The organism is Winogradskyella sp. MH6 (genome assembly GCF_022810765.1).
Taxonomy (GTDB): domain Bacteria; phylum Bacteroidota; class Bacteroidia; order Flavobacteriales; family Flavobacteriaceae; genus Winogradskyella.
Genome location: NZ_CP094494.1, coordinates 2,790,098 through 2,812,995 on the forward strand (window position 1 = coordinate 2,790,098; position 22,898 = coordinate 2,812,995).

At 32.3% G+C, this 22,898-nt stretch carries 20 protein-coding genes; 17 read left to right on the forward strand and 3 right to left on the reverse strand.

Features of this window, described 5'->3' with window-relative positions:
* Positions 1-143 precede the first annotated feature (143 nt).
* The 9 genes from MST30_RS12510 to MST30_RS12550 all read left to right on the forward strand — a co-directional run bounded on the left by MST30_RS12510 (position 144) and on the right by MST30_RS12550 (position 9,955).
* Positions 144-1,247: a DUF2911 domain-containing protein gene (locus MST30_RS12510; RefSeq protein ID WP_243471739.1), complete on the forward strand. Its 1,104-nt coding sequence runs from the start codon at positions 144-146 to the stop codon at positions 1,245-1,247.
* A gap of 123 nt (positions 1,248-1,370) precedes the next feature.
* Entirely contained in the window at positions 1,371-2,744 is a 1,374-nt protein-coding gene (locus MST30_RS12515; protein ID WP_243471740.1) for a CocE/NonD family hydrolase, read from the forward strand.
* On the forward strand, positions 2,744-4,279 hold the full coding sequence (locus MST30_RS12520; protein ID WP_243471741.1) for a S41 family peptidase: 1,536 nt from the start codon (positions 2,744-2,746) through the stop codon (positions 4,277-4,279). Before MST30_RS12515 ends, MST30_RS12520 begins: the two co-directional genes overlap by 1 nt.
* A gap of 69 nt (positions 4,280-4,348) precedes the next feature.
* Positions 4,349-5,044: a S1 family peptidase gene (locus MST30_RS12525; protein WP_243471742.1), complete on the forward strand. Its 696-nt coding sequence runs from the start codon at positions 4,349-4,351 to the stop codon at positions 5,042-5,044.
* The gene (locus MST30_RS12530; protein ID WP_243471743.1) at positions 5,044-5,934 is read left to right on the forward strand and encodes a TolB family protein; all 891 of its coding nucleotides are present in this window, start codon (positions 5,044-5,046) and stop codon (positions 5,932-5,934) included. Before MST30_RS12525 ends, MST30_RS12530 begins: the two co-directional genes overlap by 1 nt.
* The gene (locus MST30_RS12535; RefSeq protein ID WP_243471744.1) at positions 5,934-7,226 is read left to right on the forward strand and encodes a DUF885 domain-containing protein; all 1,293 of its coding nucleotides are present in this window, start codon (positions 5,934-5,936) and stop codon (positions 7,224-7,226) included. Before MST30_RS12530 ends, MST30_RS12535 begins: the two co-directional genes overlap by 1 nt.
* 210 nt (positions 7,227-7,436) lie before the next feature.
* A complete protein-coding gene (locus MST30_RS12540) occupies positions 7,437-8,111 on the forward strand; it encodes a response regulator transcription factor (protein ID WP_243471745.1) in 675 nt (224 codons plus the stop codon).
* A gap of 3 nt (positions 8,112-8,114) precedes the next feature.
* Positions 8,115-9,362: a sensor histidine kinase gene (locus tag MST30_RS12545; RefSeq protein WP_243471746.1), complete on the forward strand. Its 1,248-nt coding sequence runs from the start codon at positions 8,115-8,117 to the stop codon at positions 9,360-9,362.
* 128 nt (positions 9,363-9,490) lie between these two features.
* Positions 9,491-9,955, forward strand: coding sequence for a PepSY-like domain-containing protein (locus tag MST30_RS12550; RefSeq protein WP_243471747.1), 465 nt, complete (start codon positions 9,491-9,493; stop codon positions 9,953-9,955).
* A gap of 108 nt (positions 9,956-10,063) precedes the next feature.
* Here the strand turns inward: MST30_RS12550 and eptA are convergent, their stop codons facing one another.
* Both eptA and MST30_RS12560 read right to left on the reverse strand, forming a co-directional pair.
* A complete protein-coding gene (gene eptA, locus MST30_RS12555; RefSeq protein WP_243471748.1) occupies positions 10,064-11,584 on the reverse strand; it encodes a phosphoethanolamine--lipid A transferase EptA in 1,521 nt (506 codons plus the stop codon).
* A complete protein-coding gene (locus MST30_RS12560; protein ID WP_243471749.1) occupies positions 11,562-12,449 on the reverse strand; it encodes a phosphatase PAP2 family protein in 888 nt (295 codons plus the stop codon). The genes eptA and MST30_RS12560 overlap by 23 nt, the downstream gene beginning before the upstream one ends.
* A gap of 418 nt (positions 12,450-12,867) precedes the next feature.
* Between MST30_RS12560 and MST30_RS12565 the strand changes: the two genes are divergently transcribed.
* The 3 genes from MST30_RS12565 to MST30_RS12575 are packed head-to-tail and all read left to right on the forward strand — an operon-like array spanning position 12,868 to position 16,600.
* Positions 12,868-13,401 carry a phosphatase PAP2 family protein gene (locus MST30_RS12565; RefSeq protein WP_243471750.1) on the forward strand — a complete coding sequence of 178 codons (534 nt, stop codon included), beginning with the start codon at positions 12,868-12,870 and terminating at the stop codon, positions 13,399-13,401.
* A gap of 3 nt (positions 13,402-13,404) precedes the next feature.
* Positions 13,405-14,160: a COG4705 family protein gene (locus tag MST30_RS12570; RefSeq protein ID WP_243471751.1), complete on the forward strand. Its 756-nt coding sequence runs from the start codon at positions 13,405-13,407 to the stop codon at positions 14,158-14,160.
* 25 nt (positions 14,161-14,185) lie between these two features.
* On the forward strand, positions 14,186-16,600 hold the full coding sequence (locus tag MST30_RS12575) for an outer membrane beta-barrel family protein (protein ID WP_243471752.1): 2,415 nt from the start codon (positions 14,186-14,188) through the stop codon (positions 16,598-16,600).
* Between the two features lie 79 nt (positions 16,601-16,679).
* Here MST30_RS12575 and MST30_RS12580 read toward each other — a convergent pair whose 3' ends face one another.
* Positions 16,680-17,726, reverse strand: a complete 1,047-nt coding sequence (locus MST30_RS12580; protein WP_243471753.1) for a serine hydrolase domain-containing protein — start codon at positions 17,724-17,726, stop codon at positions 16,680-16,682.
* A 148-nt stretch (positions 17,727-17,874) separates the two neighbouring features.
* On the opposite strand from MST30_RS12580, the gene MST30_RS12585 reads away from it, so the two are divergent.
* The 5 genes from MST30_RS12585 (at position 17,875) to MST30_RS12605 (ending at position 22,845) form a co-directional block, all read left to right on the forward strand.
* The gene (locus MST30_RS12585; protein ID WP_243471754.1) at positions 17,875-18,498 is read left to right on the forward strand and encodes a CatB-related O-acetyltransferase; all 624 of its coding nucleotides are present in this window, start codon (positions 17,875-17,877) and stop codon (positions 18,496-18,498) included.
* Positions 18,499-18,502: 4 nt separating this feature from the next.
* Positions 18,503-19,480 (forward strand): AraC family transcriptional regulator, encoded by a 978-nt coding sequence (locus MST30_RS12590; protein ID WP_243471755.1) that lies wholly within the window; start codon positions 18,503-18,505, stop codon positions 19,478-19,480.
* Positions 19,481-19,631: 151 nt separating this feature from the next.
* Entirely contained in the window at positions 19,632-20,765 is a 1,134-nt protein-coding gene (locus tag MST30_RS12595) for a type 1 glutamine amidotransferase domain-containing protein (protein WP_243471756.1), read from the forward strand.
* A 134-nt stretch (positions 20,766-20,899) separates the two neighbouring features.
* Positions 20,900-21,625, forward strand: coding sequence for a DUF4386 domain-containing protein (locus tag MST30_RS12600; RefSeq protein WP_243471757.1), 726 nt, complete (start codon positions 20,900-20,902; stop codon positions 21,623-21,625).
* Positions 21,622-22,845, forward strand: a complete 1,224-nt coding sequence (locus MST30_RS12605) for an alpha/beta hydrolase-fold protein (protein WP_243471758.1) — start codon at positions 21,622-21,624, stop codon at positions 22,843-22,845. Before MST30_RS12600 ends, MST30_RS12605 begins: the two co-directional genes overlap by 4 nt.
* Positions 22,846-22,898 lie beyond the last annotated feature (53 nt).

A 22,898-nucleotide genomic window follows, 5' to 3' on the forward strand; every position in this document is an offset into this window, starting at 1 on the left:
AATTTTATGTTTCCACAAATATATCTAGAAATAAGATGTATGATTTGTTAAAATGCTCATAAATCTATCTCCATATTTCAGGAATTAGGAGATAAAAGTATTTGTCTAGACCTAGATTCGCTTTAAAATTTAAAAATAAAAAAATGAAGAAAGCTATTTACTTATCATCAATCACATTTTTAATAACTATTGTTTCGTATGGGCAATTTCATACACTTAATATACCTCAGGTAAGCCCTAAAGTGAAAGTAAGTCAAAGATTAGGAGTTACAGATATTACAATTAATTACAGTAGTCCTGCACTTAGAGGAAGAGACGTCTGGAACAACTCTAATATTATCCCTCAGGGAGGAAATCCTATAGCTTGGAGAGCTGGTGCGAATATGGGTACTACTATAGAATTTTCTACAGATGTACTAGTTGAAGGACAGTTGTTAAAAGCAGGCATATATGGGTTTCATATCATTCCTAAAAATGACACATATACTTTATTATTTGCTCACAACCATGATCAATGGGGAAGCTATTATTTAGATAAGGAGAAGGATATAAGTCTAAAAGTAACTGTGCAACCAGAATCTTGTGCAAAATCAGAACAATTAGATTATGAATTCTTAAACAGAACAGAAAATTCTTTAGTTGTTGGATTGGAGTGGGGAGAAAAACGAATTCCGTTTAAAGTAGAAGTTGATTTAAATACAACTGTTGTGGAAAGTTTTAGAAGTGAATTACGAGGTATTAATACGTATCATTGGCAAGCTTGGAACGATGCAGCATTATGGTGTTTAAATCACAATACCAATTTAGAGGAAGCATTAGAGTGGGCTAATCGTTCTATAAATGGTGGTTATGGAGGTTTTGCAGCCGATAAGAACATAACGAATATGTCAACTAAGATCAGATTGTTAAGAAAGTTGAACAAAACTGAAGAAGTTAAGAATACTGTTGCAGAAGCAAAGAAATTGGATGCTACAGTTTATGAGGCAAATGGTTTTAGCAGATTCTTGCTTCAAAATGGTTTTTATCAGGATGCATTAGAGTATTGCAATATTTCACTCAAATCAAATCCTGATATATGGTTTTTAGAGTTGAATAGAGGGCTTAGCCAATATTTCTTGAACAATAAAAAAGCAGCATTAAAAGATGCCAGAAAAGCACTAAAGACAACGCCAGAACAATATCAATCAAGATTAAACGAAATTATAAAAGAAATTGAAACGGGAACTTACAAAATCCCTGAAAACTAATATAGTTGTTCAAAATTAAATCGGGAGTGACGAAGATAGAAGGTTGATGGTTTCTTCATTTAATATTGTGAGTTGCTCCTGATTATACCATTTCTTAAAAACTTAATAAAGCTAAAGTAAAAGATGAAAAGAAAATACATAAGCCTAATAATCATAATGTTATTAACTCAAAATATTTTTGAAGCACAAACCCTTAAAAGAAAGGGTTTACTAGGTATCATGATGCAAACATTAACCGATAGTATTGCAATGCAGAACAATATTTATGTTAAAACAGGAGTCCACATTACTACGGTTATGCCAAACTCAACATTCGCAAATTTAGGAGTAAAGCAAGATGATGTACTTACAAAATTAAATGGTTCATCTGTTAGTACAATTCAAGATGTTTTAACAATTACCAATGAGCTGTATGAAGGGGATAATATTGAAGCCGAATTTTATTCAGGCAATTCAAAGAAAATTAAATCAACTGCTTTGTTGGGCAGACCTATAGAAGCTTTTGAAAATGGGGATGTTAACTATGGTGAAGTAGTTTATGAAGGCAATGTATTACGAAGCATTTTAGTTACACCTAAGCAAGCCCGTAAAGCTCCAGTAGTTTATTTTTTACAAGGATATACGTGTGGTTCTGTTGAAACAGCTACTAATGATAACCCAATGAAAAAACTAATGAAAGATTGGGTAGATGCTGGGTTTGCCGTCTATAGAGTAGAAAAGCCTGGAGTAGGAGACAGCAAGAGTAGCAAGCATTGTATGCAAATAAGTTTTGATGAAGAGCTTACTGCGTTTAAAGAAGGCTATAAAGACTTGTTGAAACAAGAAACAATTGATGCTGACAACATCTTTATGTTTGGGCATTCAATGGGAGGTGTCATTGCACCACTTTTAAACGAAATGAAATCACCTCGTGGCATTTTAACCTACGGAAGTATTGCCCAGAATTGGTACGATTATATGGTAGATCTATATACCAAACAACCAAAACATTTTGGAGTGTCAGATGCACAAATAAAGGAAGACAATAAAGTTAATCTAAAGTTTAATGAAGATTTCTTGATCAATAAACTATCTGGGGAAGAGATATTGGCTAACAAGGCCTATGCAGACTTTTTTAGTGCGAACGAATTGAACTTCAGACAAAACCAATACATAGGTCGACATTTCGACTTTTGGCAAAATTTAGCAGATATAAATATTCCTGAAGCTTGGGCAAAAGTAAAGACCAATGTTTTAGCAATGTATGGAGAGTTTGATATTCAGGCGATCAGTCCAAAAGGTGCGAGAAAAATAGCTGATATAGTTAATAAAAATGGTGGGAAAGGAGACTTTATTGTAGTTGAGAAGGCTGACCATGGTTTTGTAAACTTTAACTCAATGCAGCATAATGCTGAAACTTTAGGAAATGGTACTTACATGATACATGCACGTGACAATTATAGTTTCTTATTAGGAAAAGAGAGTGTTAAATGGATGAAAGCAAAAGTTAAAAAGTAATGAAAAGCAAGATTTTAACTGTTTTATGTGGAGTGATTATGTCATGCTCAGTAAACTCACAGGAAGTGAATTTTCAAATTGATGAACAATCGTGGCAAGAAGATTTTCAGTTTTTAAAAAAGAAAGTTGAAAAAACAGTCCCATCTTATCATTTTTCAGAAAACAAAAAGGCATTTGATGAGATATATGAAGTTATCAGTACTTCTCAGATTGGTAATAATAAACTGGAAATAGTTTACGGAATTCAAAAACTACTGAATACGCTTAATGACGAAGGCTGTAATGTGCCTTTATTTCAAAACGGTATTGCTTTAGAAGTCTTACCAATAAAACCATATTGGTTTAACAACGGACTTTTTATTCTAGATGCGTCTGAAAACTATAAAGATGTCATTGGTCAACAAATTGTAAAAATTAATGATGCTACTGTTGATGAGGTTTTTAATGAACTAAAACCTTTATTAAATGCAGATAATGAGTATTACAAAAAATACTTATTTCAGGTTTACGGATTAATGCCCTCTGTTTTAAATTTAGTAGGATTCGGAAGAAGTAATAGCGAAGTTACTTTACAGTTTGCTTCCGGAAATACAAAACAGATTAAAGGTAGTACAATCAATGACTATTTACAGTTGTCGAGAGGATTACCAAATGATGAGGTATTTAGTTTTACCAATAAAGATTATAAAGGGAAGAACTACTGGTCAGAAATGTTGCCAAACACCAAAACATTATTTGTACAAATGCAGCGTATTGCAAATAATGAAGAAGGAATATCATTTTCTAATTTTGTTAATCATATAGAATCGTTTATTAAATCAAATAAAACTGATAAAATAGTCTTAGATCTACGATACGGTGGAGGTGGTAATGGTTTCAAACTAAAAAGATTTACAGACTTACTTAGAGATTCAAATACAATTAATAAAAAAGGAAATCTATTTATTCTTACTAGTAAGGCAACACGAGGAACTCTTTTAGAGCTAGCTTCAATTTTAAAATTAAATACTAAAGCTATTTTAATAGGAGAACCAACTGCTGAAGGAGTAAATACCGTTGGAGATATTAAATATATAACCTTACCAAACTCTGGAATAACAGTCTCATTAACACATACATTATGGCACACAAGTTGGCAAAAGGATAGAAGTACATTTTTATCTCCAGATGTAAGTGTAGAATATAATTATTCCGATAAAGCTAAAGAGCAGGATCCTTGGCTAGATGTTGTATACAATTATGAAGTAAAAGAACTTTATCAATCAATTCCTTCTGACTTAAAAAATCAATTAATAGGTACCTACAATATCGAAGGAAGAAAAGTAAGTATTGAGAACACTAATGGAAGATTGTTCTTAACCATGAATAGAAAAATGAAAAGCTTTTTTGAGATTTATACTGAGCTCTATTACCAATCTGAAGGGATACTTTCTACAGATATTGATGGTGTAGCATTGGCTTATACTAAAAATTCTTCTAATAAGATAAAGCTTGAATCATTAAAGTGGAAAGGGTTAAATCTAAATATTGATTAATCATTACTAAATCAAGAATCAAATAAAATCTAAAAACATAAAATCAATATTAAATTAATGGAATTAAATATGAAACAACTATTCTTCACTATATGTACATTTCTTTTATTTGGTATTACTACAAGCAATGCACAAGTAGATTCTGTATTTGTTTGTGATGTAAAATTCAAGAATTCAAAGTTTGATAATTCTCATGCAGGAAGTGGATTTTTATTGAAATACAAAGACAAAGTATATGGTATTACAGCAAAGCATGTATTGTTTTTTGCCAAAACTGATAGTATGAACACCATTAGTTTTGGAGAGGATTTAAAATCATGGAACTTTAGTTCTATAACCCAACAAGATAAAGTCATAAAGGCAGGAAAACTTATTAACGAAGACACTAATGAAAAGCTGGAAATGCCTCCAAAAGGAGATTGGTTAATTTTTGAAGTCGAAGGTGATATTCCAAAAGATGTAGTGGTGTATTCTATAAGAGATAGACCATTAAAAATAGGCGATAAGGTACATTTTTTGGGTTATCCATATAAAAGTGTAGAACCTGTAAATGTTAAAGCAGAATATATTGGATTAACAAACGATAATAATCTAAGACTTGATGTGCCTAAAGGTAATTATAACGGTTGTAGCGGTGGACCACTTTTAGATTCGGAAGGAAAGTTGGTTGGAATAGTATCAATGGGATATTTCAATGAGAAAGAAAACAAAATGATATTTGAACCCGCTTCGTTAGATTACTTCAAGACAGTTATAAATAATTGATGATGAAAAAAATAGTTATACTTTCAATAGCATTGGTCTTAATGAGTTGTAAAAATGAAGACTCACCCTTTGCACAATTTGAGCATTCCAAAGTCCCAGTAATTTTAGGAAAAGGAACACTCTCTACAGACTCTGTACAATGGAACAATGTCTATGTAGCTAAGACCAAGGAGTTTTATTTTACTAAAATGGGCAAATCAGCATCCATCATTCATAAAATGGATTATAAAGATGGTGCTTTCAAAAACCTTGAAAAGATTGGCTTTCCTGAGGGTTCCCCACATTCAGATATTTATGTTGCGAATGACGGAGATACCATGTTGTTTTCCTCATTAATGCAAGAGCATAATAACGATACCATTTCCGATTGGAATATCTGGAAATCCACTAGGAAAAATGACAAATGGCAAGCACCAACCCCATTTTTTAATCACAATTTGGAAGGGAATCAGTTCTACCCTTGGCTAACCCAAAGTGGCAACATCTATTTTAGCATCACGCCTCATGGCTCTAGTAATAGTGACCTTTATGTATCTGAATATAAAAATGGCGCATATGTAACACCTCAGGCGCTTCCTGCTCATATTAATTCTAAAAACATAGAAGGTGATGCCTTTGTGGCGCCAGATGAGTCCTATATTATTTTCGCAAGTTTTGAAAGAGAACAGAATCTAGGAAAGTCCGATTTGTTCATTAGTTTTAATAATCAAGGCAAATGGTCTGTTCCAGTTTGGTTGGGTAAGGAAATTAATTCTGAGGGTTATGATGGAAGCCCGTTTATAACACATGATGGTAAATATCTCATTTTTACTAGTAGTAGAGGTAGTAAAGATGAGAACACCTTTTTTAATCATTATATAGTTCGATTTAACTCTGAAGATTGGAGGTAATGATGTATAGTAAATTACATATTAGAGTGATTCTTCTATTGGTTTCACAAATATTATTTTCTCAGAATAAAAACTTTGAAGCTGTTCGCAAAGATTTTGCAAAGAACTACATAGCATTACAAATACCATATCACCAAGCCAATTATGTACAGAATTTAAAGTCTATTAAACCAATTGAAAATATAATTCAGCAGGAGATTTTTTTTAAAACGGTTGAAAAACAGTTAACTAATGTTGATGTTAGAAACTTAAATGAATATGAGCGTTTAGATTATCATCTTATGAATTACGAAGTTGAATTGAATTTAGAACGTATCTCTTTAGAAAAACAATGGGATAATACAATAGAATTGGATGATAAAAAGAGTATTTACACCATTGAGAATGGAAAAAATTGGTATGCCTATTTATTGAAGAAGTGGGTTGATATAACTGTAACACCAGATGCTATGTTTCAATTTGGATTAGATGAGATTGAAAAAGTTAAGTCTAGTATGACAGACATACAAGTTAGATCTGGATTTTCAGAAAAGGTATTTCAAGAATATTTAAAACACTCTTCATTCTTTTTGTATAATATTAAGGATATTCAGCAAGCATTTGAGAACACCAAAAGAGAAGTTGCAAAGAAAGCAACAAATTTTTTTCCATATTTCGACAAGATATCAGATGTAGAGATAACTCAAGGTACCAATGCATCACTTTCACATGTTCCTGCATATTATAACAATGGCACATTCTACTTCAATTATTTTAATGAGCCCTTTAATAAGCGTCAGTTAGATTGGATTTATATTCATGAAGGCGTTCCAGGACATCATTATCAAATCATGGTTAATGATATTATAGAGCGTACAGATATACAGCAATTATTTTGGTACTCTGGTTTTGTAGAAGGTTGGGGAGCTTATGTAGAGTATTTAGGCAAGAAACTAGGTGTTTATAAAACGCTGTATGACGAATATGGTAAATGGGAATGGGATTTAATACGCTCTGTCAGAGTTGCTTTAGACGTGGGTATAAACTACTATGGTTGGTCAGATGAAAAAGCTATTTCTTTTTGGAAAGTGCATATCTCTGATCAAGATGATATTGGTTGGCGAGAAATAGCTCGTATGAAACGTTGGCCAGCCCAAGTTATTACGTATAAATATTGTTCAGATATGTTTTTTAAATTATTAAATGAAGCAAAGGATAAAGAACGTTTTGACTATCAAAAGTTTCATAAAGAACTTTTGATGTATGGTGACATACCAATGTCTCTATTGGAATTTAATCTTAAAAATGATTGATTTTAAATACTTTGCATTTGTCTTTACTGTAGCAAATGATTATGAAAAAGAATATAATCTTAATACTTATCATCTGTAATTTTTCTTGGACTGTTTGGACACAAATACCTGTAGTATAAGGTTTAGTAGCCTTAGTTTGTAGTTATTTTAAATCTCTTTAGAATAAATTTAGATTATAGCACTAGATTTATATTTTTTAAATTTATTGTTATGAAGTTTTTAATAGCCGAAGACGAACACGATTTACAAAAATCTATTGTAACCTATCTAGAGCGAGATGGCAACATCTGTGAGGTGGCTTCAGATTTTAGGGAAGCTTCTGAAAAGGTTGCTATTTATGACTACGATGTGATTGTTTTAGACATTAATCTGGTAACAGGTAGTGGGTTGGAAATACTTAAGACACTAAAAAAAGAAAAGAAAAAAGCAGGAGTCATTATTATATCTGCGAATAATTCTTTGACCGATAAGCTAGAGGGCCTAGATCTGGGAGCAGATGATTATATTACAAAACCATTTCATTTAGCAGAACTCAATTCTCGTATTAAAGCAGTACTTAGACGCGGAAAATATGGCGGAGATGAGATTATAGAGTTTAATGAAATTAAGATTAATACAAAATCTCGTACAGCATATATAAATAATAAGGCTGTTTTACTTACAAAAAAGGAGTATGATTTATTATTGTTTTTTATTTCCAATAAAGAACGTGTGCTTTCTAAAGAGATTATAGCAGAACATCTTTGGGGAGACGATAGCGATTTGTTAGATAATTTTGATTTTATATATGTTCATATCAATAACTTACGAAAAAAGCTAACAAAAGAAGGAGCAAAATATATTAAAACAGCCTATGGTAGCGGTTATAAATTTATTGACGAATAAGCTATGTCAAAAAAGGTTAGACTTATAAAAAAAACATCAAGAACATTTCTTTTAATAGGATTGGTACTAGCTTTACTTAGTACTGTTGTTCTATATTTTTATACCAAATATCAACTAGAAAACGAACTTGAAGAAGTGCTGTATTCGGCTGAAGCAAGAGTTGAAAGTGCTTTGGCTTCAGGTAGAGTTGTTAGTTCTTTACCGCCATTTGCCGAAATTAATGAAGTTGAATCCTTACAAGCTAAGTTTTTAAAAGACACTATAATCTACGATCCATCACAAGATGAAATGGAACTTTTTAAAGAGCTTTCTGTTTACAAAACTATAAATGGTAAAAACTATCAAATTACCATAAGAGAAATGGTATTGGAGTCTAAAGATTTTCTTTTTGCCATAGTGTTGTCTAATGTTGCCATTTTTGGGCTGGCATTTGTGTTTCTTTTTTATTTTAATACAAAAAGAAATCTGCAATTATGGCATCCATTTTTTAAGAATTTAGAACAAATGAAGCGTTTTTCACTTACCACAAAAGCGCAATTAGAACTAGTAGATAGTGATGTACTTGAGTTTTCTGAATTAAAGAATGAAATATTAACATTAACCAACAAAGTACGTACAGATTACGAAACATTAAAGCAGTTTACAGAAGATGTCTCGCACGAAATGCAGACTCCATTAGCTATTATACAAGCTAAGATTGATAATATAATTAATGCTTCTGAAATAAATGATAAACAGTTTGAAGAGATTACTTCTATACAAAAAGACATACAACGTTTAAAGCAGTTGAACAAACGTATTACCACACTTACTAAAATAGATAATAACCAATTTATTAATATTGAAACTGTTGATATATCACAGCTAATAAACGAAAAAGTAGAAAGTTTTAAGGAGCTACAATTGGCTGAACTATTTTATAAGTCATCTGAAATACTGAAAGTTTCAATGGATTCCTATCTTGCAGATATTTTGGTAAATAACTTAATTTCTAATGCTGTTAAGTACAGTAAAAAAGGGGAGTTGATCACCATTATAACTACTCAGACTTCTTTGGTAGTCTCTAACTTAGGTGAAAAGCCATTAGAGCACCCTGAAAAACTATTCCATCGATTTTATAGAGAATCTAATGGTGTAAAATCTACAGGATTAGGATTGGCTATTGTTAAGAAAATTTGCGATTTGTATCAGTTTGAAGTTACCTATGAGTTTGAAGGTAAACAGCACATTTTTTCAATACACTTTTCTTAAGGTTACCATACCGCAATAGTGTGCTTACTATTAAAATAATGTTAATTGAAAATTTCTTTAGAATTCCTTAAAATCATCTTTAGAATTGGGAGCTAACTTTATGTTATTAACAATTAAAAGTTTAAAAGATGAGAACGATAAAAATACTACTTGGTGCCTTTTTGGTAACACTTATGTTTGCTTTTACATCAGTAAAAGATAAGGCACCACAAAAAGTAAGAGAGGCCTTTGCAAAGAAATTTCCAACGGCTAAAAAAGTAAAATGGGAAAAGGAAAATGCCACCGAATGGGAAGCGGAATTTAAAATAGACAGAGTAGAATATTCTGCTAATTTTTTGGAAGATGGCACTTGGCAAGAAACAGAGCATGAGATTGAAGAAAAGGACGTGCCACAGAATGTAAAAACTGCTTTAACATCAGCATTTCCAGATTATGAAATTGAAGAAGTAGAACTATCGGAAACACCTCAAGGTTTGGTTTATGAATTTGAAATTGAAAAAGGCAAAACCGAAATTGAAGTAGCCATTAACTCTTCTGGAAAAATTGTAAAACAAGAAGTTAATAAAGAAAATAGTGAAAAAGAGAATGATTAAGTGATATGTTGAGTTTTTTCATAGTTGATTGATTTGATTGGTTGAAAATGCCGTGATCTATGCTAGATCTTGGCATTTTCTTTTATAAACACAATCTTGAAAAAACCTTTAGTTTATAAAGATGCTCATATCTTGTTCGTAAATTGGGCTGTCTATAGCCAGAAAATCTAAAACACTATGAAAGATATTGTGCTGTGAGTGTCCTTGATTTTCTTTAACCTTTCTTGAGTTATCAGAAGTCCAAACAATAAAAGGTATTTCTAACTGTTCTTTTGGTGCTAAACTTGCAGGAATTCCATGCATATAAAGTCCTTTTTCACCTAAAGATTCTCCATGGTCGGATATGAAAATCATCGTGCTTTTGTATTCTTTTAATTGCTTTAAATCATCAATTAAATTAGCAACAATGTAATCGGTATATAAAATGGTGTTGTTGTATGCGTTTATTAATTCTTCTTGTGTACAATTAGCCAGCTTAACACTTTTGCAAACTGGAGTGAATTTTTCAAATTGCTTTGGATATTTTTCGAAATAAGTTGGGCCGTGGCTCGTACTGGTATGTAAAACAACCAATATTTTATTTTTTTTGCTTGCTAAAATTTCATCTTTTAAACCCTTAAGTAATATGCCATCGTATTCGCAATCTGGTCCTTCACAGTTTTTCCTTAGCATTTCCTTGTTCTGAAAATTATCGATAATCACTTTAGGTTCTCCCCAATTGGTGGTTTTCCAAATGACTTCTACATCATTTCTAAATAAGTAATTGGGTAGTATTTCATAAAGCTTTCCGGTGTCTTTATGTTCTAATATACATTGTAGTCCTGCTGTGGTGTATGTGGCACAAGATTCTGTTTCAAAATGCTTTAGACCTTCTATTTGAGATAGTAACGGATTGGTGTTTTTATCATAACCATATAAGGAAAAGTTTTCGCTTCTGGCAGACTCACCAATTACCAATACAGCAATTGATTTTTCATCATCTTTTATAGTTGCATCAGGTAAAAGAATCTGTTTTTTATTCTTCTTGTTAATATGACTATAGTATCTACTGGTATTCACAACATAAGACCAGGGCATAACCAATCCGCCAAGAGTTTTAGAGTTTTTATCAATCCACAACCAGTTTGTAGAGTTTGCAAAAACTAAAACACCAAGAAATAATAAGGTTAGACCTGTATGTATTAAAAAGCTTTTAAGTTTTGGACGTACTATTTTAAACTTAAAAAGAAAGAAACTTGGTAATAACCCCAAAAAAAGTACATATAAAACTAACCCAAAGGAAAGGAAGCTGCTAGATTCTTCATAATTGGTGTTAAAGACATTTCCAATCATGGTTCTATCTATAATGATACCATAGGTGTTAATAAAATAAACAGCTATTGCACTAATATTGAAAAATAAGGCGAGGAGCCATTTGCCAACATTGCGAAGTAGATAAAGCCCTATATAAAACACAAAGGCATTTAAGATTACAGAAGCAACAATTAGGCTAATAAGTAGCATAATGCCACTTGTACTTTTTAGATTGTTGTTACTAAGTACAAACTTAAAAAAGGGATATTGGTAAAGAACTAGATTAACAAGACTAGCTAATAATGCGTAGGATTTAAGCTTTAATTGTTTTGGCATATTTATTTACAATTACAACAAACGTAGCTATTAATGCCAATAATGAAAGATAAAATATAACCATATTGTGCTTTATAAGCTTCATAATGACAAGATACGCCCAGATAGACAAAATTAACATAATAATTGGATAGAACTTTCTGTTTTTCATCCAATATAACCAGTTTAGTTTTGTGTTTATTTTAACACCAAATATTGCTATACTATAGCCAATAGTGCAGCCAATAATTGTATCAACAGGGTAGTGAGCACCTACAGCTACTCTAGAAAAAGCAATAACTAACCCAACTGTAATTAATATAACGGACCATAGAATCTTAGATGCCTTTTTTTTGGGCATAAATGCATACAGTAAAATAGTAATGACCATAAAGGCTGTCATGGCATGTCCTGAAGGTAATGAAGTATGCAATATGTTGGGTCTGCCCATAATGGTAAACGTACTCATGTCTATCATGGCAGCTGGTCTAGGCACTGCAAAAAAAGATTTAAGAATAGCACATGTGATTAATGTAATAAGCGATGAAGTTAATATAGCTTCCCAAAGTTTTGGTGTAAGAAAAAGGAATATAAAAACAAAAGGAAAAAGTACAAGTGCATCGCCCAGATATGAAATATTGTATTCTAGGTTAGGGTAAATGGACAAAAGATGGTTTAGATTTAAAAATAGATCTTTTTGTGATTCTACATAGGTATTCACAAAAGAGCCTTCCATTGAAAATAAAAAAAAGCAAATAAAAAAAAGCAGTATTACAATGGGCACTATCAACAATTTTAAATTCACTTTTTTAAAATTATTCTCAACAATGCTGTTAAGATTATGCCCCTTGGTTAATTCTGTTTGGTTTGCTAACGTTTTAATCATTACTAATTGGCAGTTTGTATACAATAAAATATGACATAAAACCAAATGCTAATGCAGCAGCTTGTATTTTACAATGTATAAGAATACAACACAATTCTAAAGGAAATTTTAAGAAAGTATATTTTTTTAGAATTTGAGACAAGGGACTTACAATTTTATAAAAAAAACAGTCTTTGAAGGTTTTGGTTTAATCTTAATTAAAACAGAAATAGCCTTTATAATTTCTTTAGAATTCAAAACTACATTTGATAAAACTAAATTGCTTTTCTGCCTAGTATGGATAGGTTTATAGATTAAATTTTGCTTACTAATTAATCTGTAGAATATAAGATAGAGTTAAAGTTTAGTAGTGTCTAAATCAATTATAAAACAAATGAGATGTACCGTTATTTTTAAAGTATTACTATTATTTTTTCTAATGACAGGTTTTTATTTGCGAGCGCAAAATGAAACACCAAGAGAATACAAAGCCGAAAAAACAATTCAAGATATTGGTGATGTACTCAACTATTCAATGCCGATAGCTACAGGACTTACAACTATTATTGGTGACAAAAAGGGAACTTGGCAATTCGCAAAAGGGTTTGCTACCAATTTGGCTCTAACTTATGGGTTAAAATATGCTATTAATAAGCCAAGACCAGAAGGAGCCACAGATGGTCATGCATTTCCTTCAGGGCATACATCGGTTGCTTTTCAAAGTGCCTCTTTTATTCAACGACGATACGGATGGAAATATGGTATTCCTGCATATCTACTTTCTGGATTTGTGGCTTACTCAAGGTTAGAAGGATTGAATGATAGACATGATGGTTGGGATGTATTGGGAGGTATTATTGTTGGGGTTGGGAGTACTTATTTATTTACTACTCCTTATCAAAAAGAACACTATGAATTTACATTTTCAGGAAAAAACAATAACTATTTAATCGGTTTTAAATATAAATTTTAAAAAATGGCAACTAATAATCAATTCAACAAAGTAGCACAAATAACCATTTTGTTTTGGTTAATGAAAATTGTCGCTACAACATTAGGAGAAACTTTTGGAGACTTTATTTCAATGACACTAAACCTGGGTTATTTAATAAGTCTTGGGATAACAGCATTAGTTTTTATTGTTGTTCTATTGGCTCAGCTTAACTGTAAAAAATATATTCCTTATGTGTACTGGTTGGTCATTATTGCTACAACTACATTAGGTACAGAAATATCGGATTTTATACATAGATCATTACATCTTGGTTACACAGGAGGAAGTATTTTACTGTTTGTAGGCTTAATAACAACACTGTTCTTATGGAAAAAGAAACACCATAGCTTAAATGTGTACCCAATAATTAACAAGAATAAGGAAATGTACTATTGGATGGCCATTCTGTTTTCAAATAGCTTGGGTACAGCATTTGGAGATTATTTAAGTGATGTTGTTGGCTTAACGTATTTACAAGGTGCTTTAGTTACTGCAGCTATTATCATAGTGGTAGTTGTAGTCCATTACGCAACTAAAATAAATGAAGTGGTCTTGTTTTGGTTGGCATTTATTTTCACAAGACCCTTTGGGGCAACATTCGGAGATTTTCTAACAAAACCTGTATCTAAAGGTGGCTTAGATCTTGGTACATTAAATGCCTCAATAGTCGCTTTAGTGGTAATAGTAATACTTATATATCTGGAACATAGAAGACAAAAAATAGAACAAACAATTTAAAAAATAGAAGAAGAAAACGAATCGGATGAAGATTAAAATTTTAGTAAAGACCATTATACTTTTATGGTCTGTGTTAACATGGTCACAAACCCAAAATATAACAGTATCAGGTAAAATTATAGATGCTAATTTAAAAGATCCTTTGGCTTATGTGAATGTAGTTTTAAAGGGAACAAACACTAATAATAATATTGTTGCTGGCGTTATTACCGATGATGAAGGGATATTCACACTAGAAAATATCAGTTCCGCTAATTATACTATAGAAGTGTCTTTCATAGGTTATAAATCGTATACTAACACCATTTATGTTGGAGAGAATTCCAAATATTTAGATTTAGGCACTATTGCATTAGAAGAAGATGTATCGCAATTAGATGAAGTAGTTATAACATCAAAGAAAGAGACCATAGGCAGTAAAATGGACAAAAAAACCTATGCAGTAAGCGCCAATATCTCACAAAGTGGCGGAACGGTTTTACAATCATTAAAAAATCTGCCAGGTATCACAACACAAGAAGGCAAAGTGCAATTGCGTGGTAGCGACAAAGTATTGGTACTTATAGACGGTAAACAAACGGCAATTACAGGTTTTGGTAATCAAAATGGATTGGATAACATTCCTGCATCTGCTATTGAAAGAATTGAGATTATAAACAATCCTTCTTCAAAATATGATGCCAATGGTAATGCAGGTATTATAAACATCATTTTAAAAAAAGAAAGTCAAAACGGTTTTAATGGAACGCTTGGTTTAACAAAAGGTTTAGGAGCACTATGGGAACGGAAAGAAAATTTACCAGGTATAAGACCACAATATAAAATGACACCTAAAATTAATCCATCAATTGCGCTTAATTATAGAAAGGAAAAAATAAATTTCTTTTTGCAAGCAGACAATTTATATACAGAGACTCTAAATAAAAATGAGTTTACCACTCGTAGTTACTATGATGGTACTGTGATAAATCAACAACTAAAACGCAATCGTAATACTAATTTCTTTACATCAAAAGCAGGGCTGGATTGGTTTATTAATGATAACAATACACTAACGGTATCTGGACTTTTTAGTAAGGAAAGTATTAAAGATTATGGAGACCAACCATTTTACAACCAACAATTAGCAGAACAGTTACGATTATGGCAATTTTTAGAAGATGAAGTTTTAACAGCTGCAATGTTTTCGGCTAACTTTGAACATAAATTTTCACAACCTGGTCATAAATTAAACGCTTCATTCAATTACACGTTTGATAGAGAAGACGAAAAATATTTTTTCACGAATACTACACCTTCTTTTGCTGAAGAAGAATCCTTTTTCCTAATAGCAGACCAAAAAGTGGTTGATGTAGCTTTAGATTACTCTAAACCTTTAAAGCATGGACTGTTAGAAATAGGCTTTAAGTTTAGAAATAGAATAATCCCAACTGATATGCAATTCAATCCATCCGATGAAAACTCGGTATTAGATACTGGTGCAGATGGTAAAGCAGAATACAAAGAAATTATTCCAGCAGTATATGCTAATTATACCTACGAAACTGAAAACTGGGAAGCCGAAGCAGGTTTACGTGTAGAATACGTGAATTTAGAGTATCAAGTAGACCCAAATCATAATACTTACCAAAGTGATGGTTATAACTATTTTCAACCATTTCCCAATGCAAGGATTAGTTATAAAATAAATGATAAAAACAGACTTTCAGCATTTTACAATAGACGTGTAGATAGACCAGATGAAGTAGATATTCGTATTTTTCCAAAGTATGACGATGCCGAAATTATTAAAGTTGGAAATCCTGCTCTTAACCCACAATTCACAAATTCATTTGAATTAGGATATAAAAACCAATGGAATAAAGGGTATTTATATACCGCATTATACCATAGAATAACCGATGGTACTATTACCAGAATTGCAACTACTGAAGGTGATTCTAACTTAATTTATAATGTGTCGCACAATGCAGGAAATAGTTTTAATACAGGATTAGAAATAGTTGTAGATAAAAAACTATCAGACGTATGGTCAGCTAATCTGAATATGAACGGTTATTACAATAAAATTGATGCCTTTTCTGTACTTAATAAATATCCTGTTGAAAGTACAATATCAATACCAGAGCAAACAGCCTATTCAGGAAACATTAAACTGAATGTTTTAGCAAAACTGCCTAAAGAAATTGAAGCACAGTTAACCTCAATTTATTTAGCACCAGATATTATTCCTCAAGGTAAAATTAAGTCTCGTTTTTCGATAGATTTTGGTATTAAAAAACCAATCCAAAATAATAAAGGAGAACTATTTCTTAATGCCACCGACTTGTTCAATACCTTGGTAATTAAAAAAGAAGTAAATGGAGAAACATTTAATTACACAAGTAATGATTATTACGAAACCCAAGTCATTCGTTTAGGCTATAAGTACAAGTTTTAACTATAGAAAAGAGTAAATTAAAGCAAGGTGTATTTATCTAAAAACCGCTCATTTTGAGCGGTTTTTATGCTCTTGTTATTTAATCAATAAACTCTAAAAGTTCTTCTATATGGCGTTCTGGGAATGCTCCTTGTAAATTGGTTAGAACAATAATTGTAGTTTCTTTATCAGGGAATGTAAGCGCAGCAACACGTCCACCACCAATGGTAGCTACAATTTTTTCACCACTATCCATAAGCATGATGGGTGTACCAATTGCATATCCATTCAAATTACCTCCAAAAGCCTTGGTTTTTCCGTTGTTTAAAATGGCAGGCGTCCATAACTGTTTCAAGCTTTGTTTGCTTATTAACTCTCCATTTTGAAGGGCTATATGCCAGTTGGCTAAATCGAGCGCAGTACTGCTCATCCCAGCAGCAGTTCTCATGTCTTCAGGGAAGTACTCATAAGCATGGGTTAGATTACCTGTTTTAAAGTTAGAATAACCTCTTGCTGAATGTGGAATAACCTCTTCGTAATGACCAAAACCAGCTTCAATAGTTCTATTTGCATTTACTGGCTTTAGTTGATGCTCTTGAATGAACTTCTGAAAACTCATTCCGCTTAATTTATTTATAATCTTTCCTAAGATTGTATAATTAGTCTGATTGTATTCAAAATCAGTGTTAGGCTCAAAAACTATAGGTAATTGTTGGACTTCTTCCCAAGTAGCTAGAATTTCAGCATAATCATTCATCATATTCGGTAGGCCAGAAGTGTGAGTTAAACATTGCTTAATGGTTATATTTTTCCAAGATTCAGGAAGATTGTCTAAATAGTCTTGAATTGTGTCTTCAATATCTAATTTACCTTGTTCTTGCAATTGCATTATCGCAACACCTGTAAAGGCCTTAGTCATGGAGTTTATAGCAAAAGTGGTAGAATCATCAACTTTTATATCATCTTCAATGTTGGCAATACCATAGCTTTTAGACAGAATTATTTGTTCTTTTTTTACAATAGCAAGCTGAAGACCAGGAATGTTTCTTTCAGTCATTTTTGTTTTAATGAAGTCATCTATTTTAGTCGTTTGACAATATGCTGTTATTGATACTAAAAAAGTAAGTAGTAATAAGAAGTTTTTCATTGTTAATTGGTTTGGCTTTACTTTTCAACGATTGAAGTTCTTTTTTGTTACCGCGTATATTGGTAAATAATAGTAATTAATTCTTCTATTACTTAAAAGTTGTTGATTAACCTTCGTAGTATTAAAAAGTATTTTTTAAATTCATCCTATGAAAATCCCTGACGCTAATACAACTTTTCCGCTAGAGCATTACAATAAGCTTTGCTATTTAAAGAATATTATTAAAAATCCTAATATTATTGTTGGTGACTACACGTATTATGATGATTTTGAAGATGTTCAGAATTTTGAAAACAACGTAAAATACCACTTCGATTTTATTGGAGACAAGCTAATTATTGGAAAGTTCTGTATGATAGCTTCAGGTGTCACTTTTATTATGAATGGCGGAAATCATCTCACAGATGCGATAACCACATATCCATTTGCCATATTTGGTGGAGATTGGCAAAATGCCATGGATGGAAAAAGTTATCCAACAAAAGGTGATACCATTATTGGCAATGATGTTTGGATAGGGCATGATGCTACCATTATGCCAGGAGTAACAATAGGAGATGGAGCTATTATTGCTACCAAATCTGTAGTAACTAAAGATGTTGAACCCTATTCTGTTGTGGGAGGAAATCCTGCAAAAGCTATACGAAAACGTTTTGATGACGATAAGATTAACCAGCTTTTAGAATTACAATGGTGGCATTGGAGTATTGAAAAGATTACTAAAAATGTACAGTTATTAACAGGCAATGACCTAGGCGAATTAATGGAATAATATTATGCCATTTGTTTCTTCATCAATTTATAAAAAAGCATTACAACTTGCCATAAGAGAAGGATTGTCAACTGAACTTCTTGGGGAAAATCATACATTAAATTTGACGGATGCTTATGTGCCTATGACATCACTTTTAGATGTGTATGAGCTTGCTGAAGACCACTTAGCACCAAATTTTGGGTTACGACAAGGAAAGCAACTAAATTCTAATGATTATGGCACTTTAGGCTTATCTTGGAAAACCTGTTTAGAGGCTATAGATGTTTTACGAAATGTTAAGCGTTACATGGTTTTAGTGACTAATGATGGAAGCATTAGCTTAAGTGAAAATGCGTCTACAATTACGTTAACTTTAGACCGTGACGTATATCGAAAAGGAGTCAAAACTACTATTGAGGTGCCTTTTGTTATGTTGCTTGAAGTTATAAATGAAGTAACAGGCAAAAAGATAATACCTCTAGAGGTGTGCTTTAAACATAGTATTTCTATGGTTGAAGATTTTGCTGAATATTTTGGATGTCCTGTACATTCAAATAGTAAAGAGAATGCTATAACTTTTGATGCGAAATCTCTGAATATAACTACCCTTAAAGCCGATCGATTTATCCATGATTTCATAACACAGCGCATGGAGGAGGAAAAGAAAAAGCTATCCGAAAAAGGGGATGAGCTTACCGAAGAAATCAATAAAATCCTCAAAGAATCCATGGCAAGTGGTATTCCGATTTTAGCTCAGATTGGTGGCTACTTAGGAATTAGTGGCCGAACGCTAAAGAGAAGACTTTCTGAACGCAACTTAACGTTTAGAGATTTAGTCCAAAAGAACCGAGAGGAAACAGCTATTCAATTATTATCTCAAACCTCACAATCTATTGGGGAAATTGCCTTTCTAACAGGCTTTTCTGAACAAAGTGCATTCAATAGAGCATTTAAAAAATGGACTGGCCAAACACCAAACGATTACAGAAAAACTTTATAAGCATGTTCTGTCCTTAAATGTCAAATCTATGGCGCACAAGGTCAATTAATAAATAGTAAATCTTCAGAAGTTTGTTGTTGAATTTTAAACACATATTGTAACAATATGCTGTTTTATTCGTGTTTTTTATCTAAACGTTAAAATTTCAACAATGAAAAAAACTATTTTATTTATCGCCCTATTAATGCCTGTTTTATTTTTTGCACAATCTACAGATCATCAGAAAAAAGTCTTGATGGTAGTTAGTAGCTACGGAAAAGATATGGGAGCTGTAAGACCTGGATATGAGTTTGATGAATTCTCTCAAGCCTATTTGGTATTTAAAAACAATAATTTATCAGTTGATGTAGCTAGCCCAAAAGGTGGAAAGGTTGAACCTGACAATTACAATAAAGAAAAACTTTATAACCAACAACTTTTAGAAGACCAAAAGGCATTAGATGTATTAAATAATACAAAGTCAACAGCTAGTATTAATGCAGATGACTACGATGCCATTTACATCGTTGGAGGAAAAGGCGCGATGTTTGACTTGCCTTTTGACCCTTCACTTCAAGATATCATATTAAACCTTTTTAATAGAGAAAACACCGTTATCGCTTCGGTTTGTCATGGTCCTGCAGTTTTTGCAAACGTCAAAGAGAATGATGAATATATAATTAAAGATGTGGCATTAACGGGTTTCAGTAATGTTGAAGAAGAACTTTTCGGTAAAAAGTGGGTTAAGGAGTTTCCTTTTAGTTTGGAAACTAAACTGAAGTCAAGAGGTGCTAAATTTGAGCAAACCGATTTTATGCTCTCTAAAGTGGTTGTTTCTAAAGGTTTTGTTACAGGTCAAAATCCTTTTTCAACTGCAAAATCTGCTGAAGCAGTAGTACAGTCTTTGGGCTTAAAACCTGTAACGAGAGAGTTATATACCGATGAAAATAGTGTTCTTCTAATACAAGACATTCTAGATGAAACTATAACTATTCAAAAAGCCGAAGAGTTATTAGCCAAGGATGCTAGTATGTACGATATGCCACTAATTGCAGTTTATGGGTACTATAAAATCTTAGCATCTAATGATGACAAGAACGGTTTGTTAAAAGGTATAGAACTTGTTGAATTGACTTCACCTTACTTTTTTAATGAAAATCTACAGCTTTTATTAGCTAAGACCTATGCTTCTTTAGATGAAAATGAAAAGGCAAGGCATATTGTAAAGGATTTGATATCTAAAGAATTACTAGTAGAAAAAGCTGAAGAATTACTCGAAGAATTAAACTCTAAAATAGAAGACTAATACTAAGGAGGTAAAAGTTCTAAACCATTATAACAAGGTAATTTGTCCTCTAAAGTCAATTGTTTGGAACAAATAGTCAAAAAATAGTTCTGCTTATACTAGAAATTTGCTTTAGTAACAAAGACTAAGAAGCTATGGATCGCAGTAACACATTTGTCAATCTAAAGCAGATACGTCTCACAGGCTTATTTTACCTGTTTGTAATTATTTGTGCTGGCTTTAGCCAAGGCTATGTACGAGGTACTTTAATAATTCCTGGAGATGCTACTAGAACCGCTGAAAATATTTTACAAAACAAAGCTCTTTTTCAATTGGGCCTAACAACAGACCTTATAGCATTCTTATTAGATGTAGTCATTTCGGTATTCTTGTATCAGATTTTTAAACCTTTTCATAAAGGTTTAGCTCTAATAAGTTCGTGTTTTAGGCTCATTGCACATCCCGCTATTGGAAGCATCAATCTTCTAAATCATTACATGGCAATGAGGGTATTGGATTCCAATATTTTGACTGAATCTTTTAGTGTTGAGCAACTTCAGGAAATGAGTCTTCTGTTAATGGAAACACACCATTACGGATACTTAATTGCAGGTGGTTTTTTTGGAATTCACTGTATATTATTTGGAGTGCTTATCTATAAATCTAATGTATTTCCAAAATTCTTTGGAGGCTTATTATTAGGAGCAGGAGCAGGTTATTTGATTGAAACTTTTGGAAATTTCAATTTCCCAGGTTATGAAAACTATACTGCTTTAATTGTTGGTTTTACCGCAGCCTTAGGAGAAGTTGGAATTACAATATACATGCTCAGTAAAGGAGCAACAGCATCTTACAAACGCTTAAAAAAATTAACACAATGAAAAATCGAATTTTAATAATAACATTATTTATGGCTTTGGGCTTTGTGGAGCACAACTTATATGGGCAGGTAGCCAATAAGATTGATAGGACTCAAGATGGTCAACTTTTGGGTTTGGGTGCTCAGTATAATCTTAAGTCAATTATTTTAGAAGAAGACCGCCCAATTGTTATTTCACTACCAATAGGTTACAATACTTCTAAAGCAAATTACCCTGTACTATATGTGTTGGATGGGTTACAAAACATCAAACACACCGTTGGCACTGTGGAACTTTTAACAGAATCAGGATTAATTCCACCTTTAATTGTGGTTGGTATAGAGAGTTTAGACAGAACGAGGGATTTAACACCATCTAACGCAGGGCAGAATGTTTATGGTGGTACTGGCAATTCAGGGATTCCGCAAAGTGGTGGAGCACCAAAATTTCTTAAGTTTTTGAGTGATGAATTGGTTCCGTATATGGATTCTAATTACAGAACACATCCTTATCGTATTCTAGAAGGACATTCATTGGGAGGTCTATTTAGTGTTTATGCACTTATGGAAAGCAAAGATCTTTTTGATGCGTTTATAGTTGAAGCACCAGCACTTTGGTGGAATAAGGAAGAAATGACGGAAAAAGCAAAAACCTTTTTTAAATCTCATGAAAGCCTTAATAAAACAGTCTACTTTGGAATTGGTGGTGGAGATGGTTGGGGAATGCGTCAGGAACTAACCAGGTACGTTGACGTTGTAAAGCAGAATACCTCAAAAAACTTTAGATGGTTTCATGAAGAGGTTGGAGATGAAGGCCACATGGCATCTCGATTATTATTGAACTACAATGGTTTAAAGTTTTTATTCTCAGATATAAAAATACATGAGGACTTTATTGATAATTTCAGTGCTAAGTCTTTTTTAAAAGCAGAACAACAGCTAAAAAATAAATATGGCGAGTTGGCACGACGACCAGCTGAAGAGTATTTCAATCTTGTTTCAGTATTGATTGAAAAAGGAAACGACTTAGGTGCCATTTCGGTACTCAAAAGCACTTCAGAAGCATATCCTATGTACATTGGGTTATTAACCTATTTGGCAAAGTTATATGAAAAAACCAATCAAAAGGATAAAGCTATAGATGCCTATCTGCTTGGAGTTGAAGTTTCAAAACAATATAAGCTTGGACAAGAAGATGATCTGCAAATTGAAATAGACAGATTGCGTAAAGTCCAGGACTAAAGCAAAAAACAAATTATTGTAATTTCTTAAACTAGATTAAGATTATTGATTGG

What these genes read in the sequence shown, in the direction of transcription:
- MST30_RS12550 (WP_243471747.1), top strand. Translation starts at nt 9,491, where the DNA reads ATGAGAACGATAAAAATACTACTTGGTGCCTTTTTGGTAACACTTATG.
- MST30_RS12530 (WP_243471743.1), top strand. Translation starts at nt 5,044, where the DNA reads ATGATGAAAAAAATAGTTATACTTTCAATAGCATTGGTCTTAATGAGT.
- MST30_RS12580 (WP_243471753.1), bottom strand. Translation starts at nt 17,726, where the DNA reads ATGAAAAACTTCTTATTACTACTTACTTTTTTAGTATCAATAACAGCA.
- MST30_RS12515 (WP_243471740.1), top strand. Translation starts at nt 1,371, where the DNA reads ATGAAAAGAAAATACATAAGCCTAATAATCATAATGTTATTAACTCAA.
- MST30_RS12590 (WP_243471755.1), top strand. Translation starts at nt 18,503, where the DNA reads ATGCCATTTGTTTCTTCATCAATTTATAAAAAAGCATTACAACTTGCC.
- MST30_RS12545 (WP_243471746.1), top strand. Translation starts at nt 8,115, where the DNA reads ATGTCAAAAAAGGTTAGACTTATAAAAAAAACATCAAGAACATTTCTT.
- MST30_RS12595 (WP_243471756.1), top strand. Translation starts at nt 19,632, where the DNA reads ATGAAAAAAACTATTTTATTTATCGCCCTATTAATGCCTGTTTTATTT.
- MST30_RS12565 (WP_243471750.1), top strand. Translation starts at nt 12,868, where the DNA reads ATGACAGGTTTTTATTTGCGAGCGCAAAATGAAACACCAAGAGAATAC.
- MST30_RS12575 (WP_243471752.1), top strand. Translation starts at nt 14,186, where the DNA reads ATGAAGATTAAAATTTTAGTAAAGACCATTATACTTTTATGGTCTGTG.
- eptA (WP_243471748.1), bottom strand. Translation starts at nt 11,584, where the DNA reads ATGCCAAAACAATTAAAGCTTAAATCCTACGCATTATTAGCTAGTCTT.
- MST30_RS12540 (WP_243471745.1), top strand. Translation starts at nt 7,437, where the DNA reads ATGAAGTTTTTAATAGCCGAAGACGAACACGATTTACAAAAATCTATT.
- MST30_RS12570 (WP_243471751.1), top strand. Translation starts at nt 13,405, where the DNA reads ATGGCAACTAATAATCAATTCAACAAAGTAGCACAAATAACCATTTTG.
- MST30_RS12600 (WP_243471757.1), top strand. Translation starts at nt 20,900, where the DNA reads ATGGATCGCAGTAACACATTTGTCAATCTAAAGCAGATACGTCTCACA.
- MST30_RS12585 (WP_243471754.1), top strand. Translation starts at nt 17,875, where the DNA reads ATGAAAATCCCTGACGCTAATACAACTTTTCCGCTAGAGCATTACAAT.
- MST30_RS12510 (WP_243471739.1), top strand. Translation starts at nt 144, where the DNA reads ATGAAGAAAGCTATTTACTTATCATCAATCACATTTTTAATAACTATT.
- MST30_RS12560 (WP_243471749.1), bottom strand. Translation starts at nt 12,449, where the DNA reads ATGATTAAAACGTTAGCAAACCAAACAGAATTAACCAAGGGGCATAAT.
- MST30_RS12535 (WP_243471744.1), top strand. Translation starts at nt 5,934, where the DNA reads ATGATGTATAGTAAATTACATATTAGAGTGATTCTTCTATTGGTTTCA.
- MST30_RS12605 (WP_243471758.1), top strand. Translation starts at nt 21,622, where the DNA reads ATGAAAAATCGAATTTTAATAATAACATTATTTATGGCTTTGGGCTTT.
- MST30_RS12520 (WP_243471741.1), top strand. Translation starts at nt 2,744, where the DNA reads ATGAAAAGCAAGATTTTAACTGTTTTATGTGGAGTGATTATGTCATGC.
- MST30_RS12525 (WP_243471742.1), top strand. Translation starts at nt 4,349, where the DNA reads ATGAAACAACTATTCTTCACTATATGTACATTTCTTTTATTTGGTATT.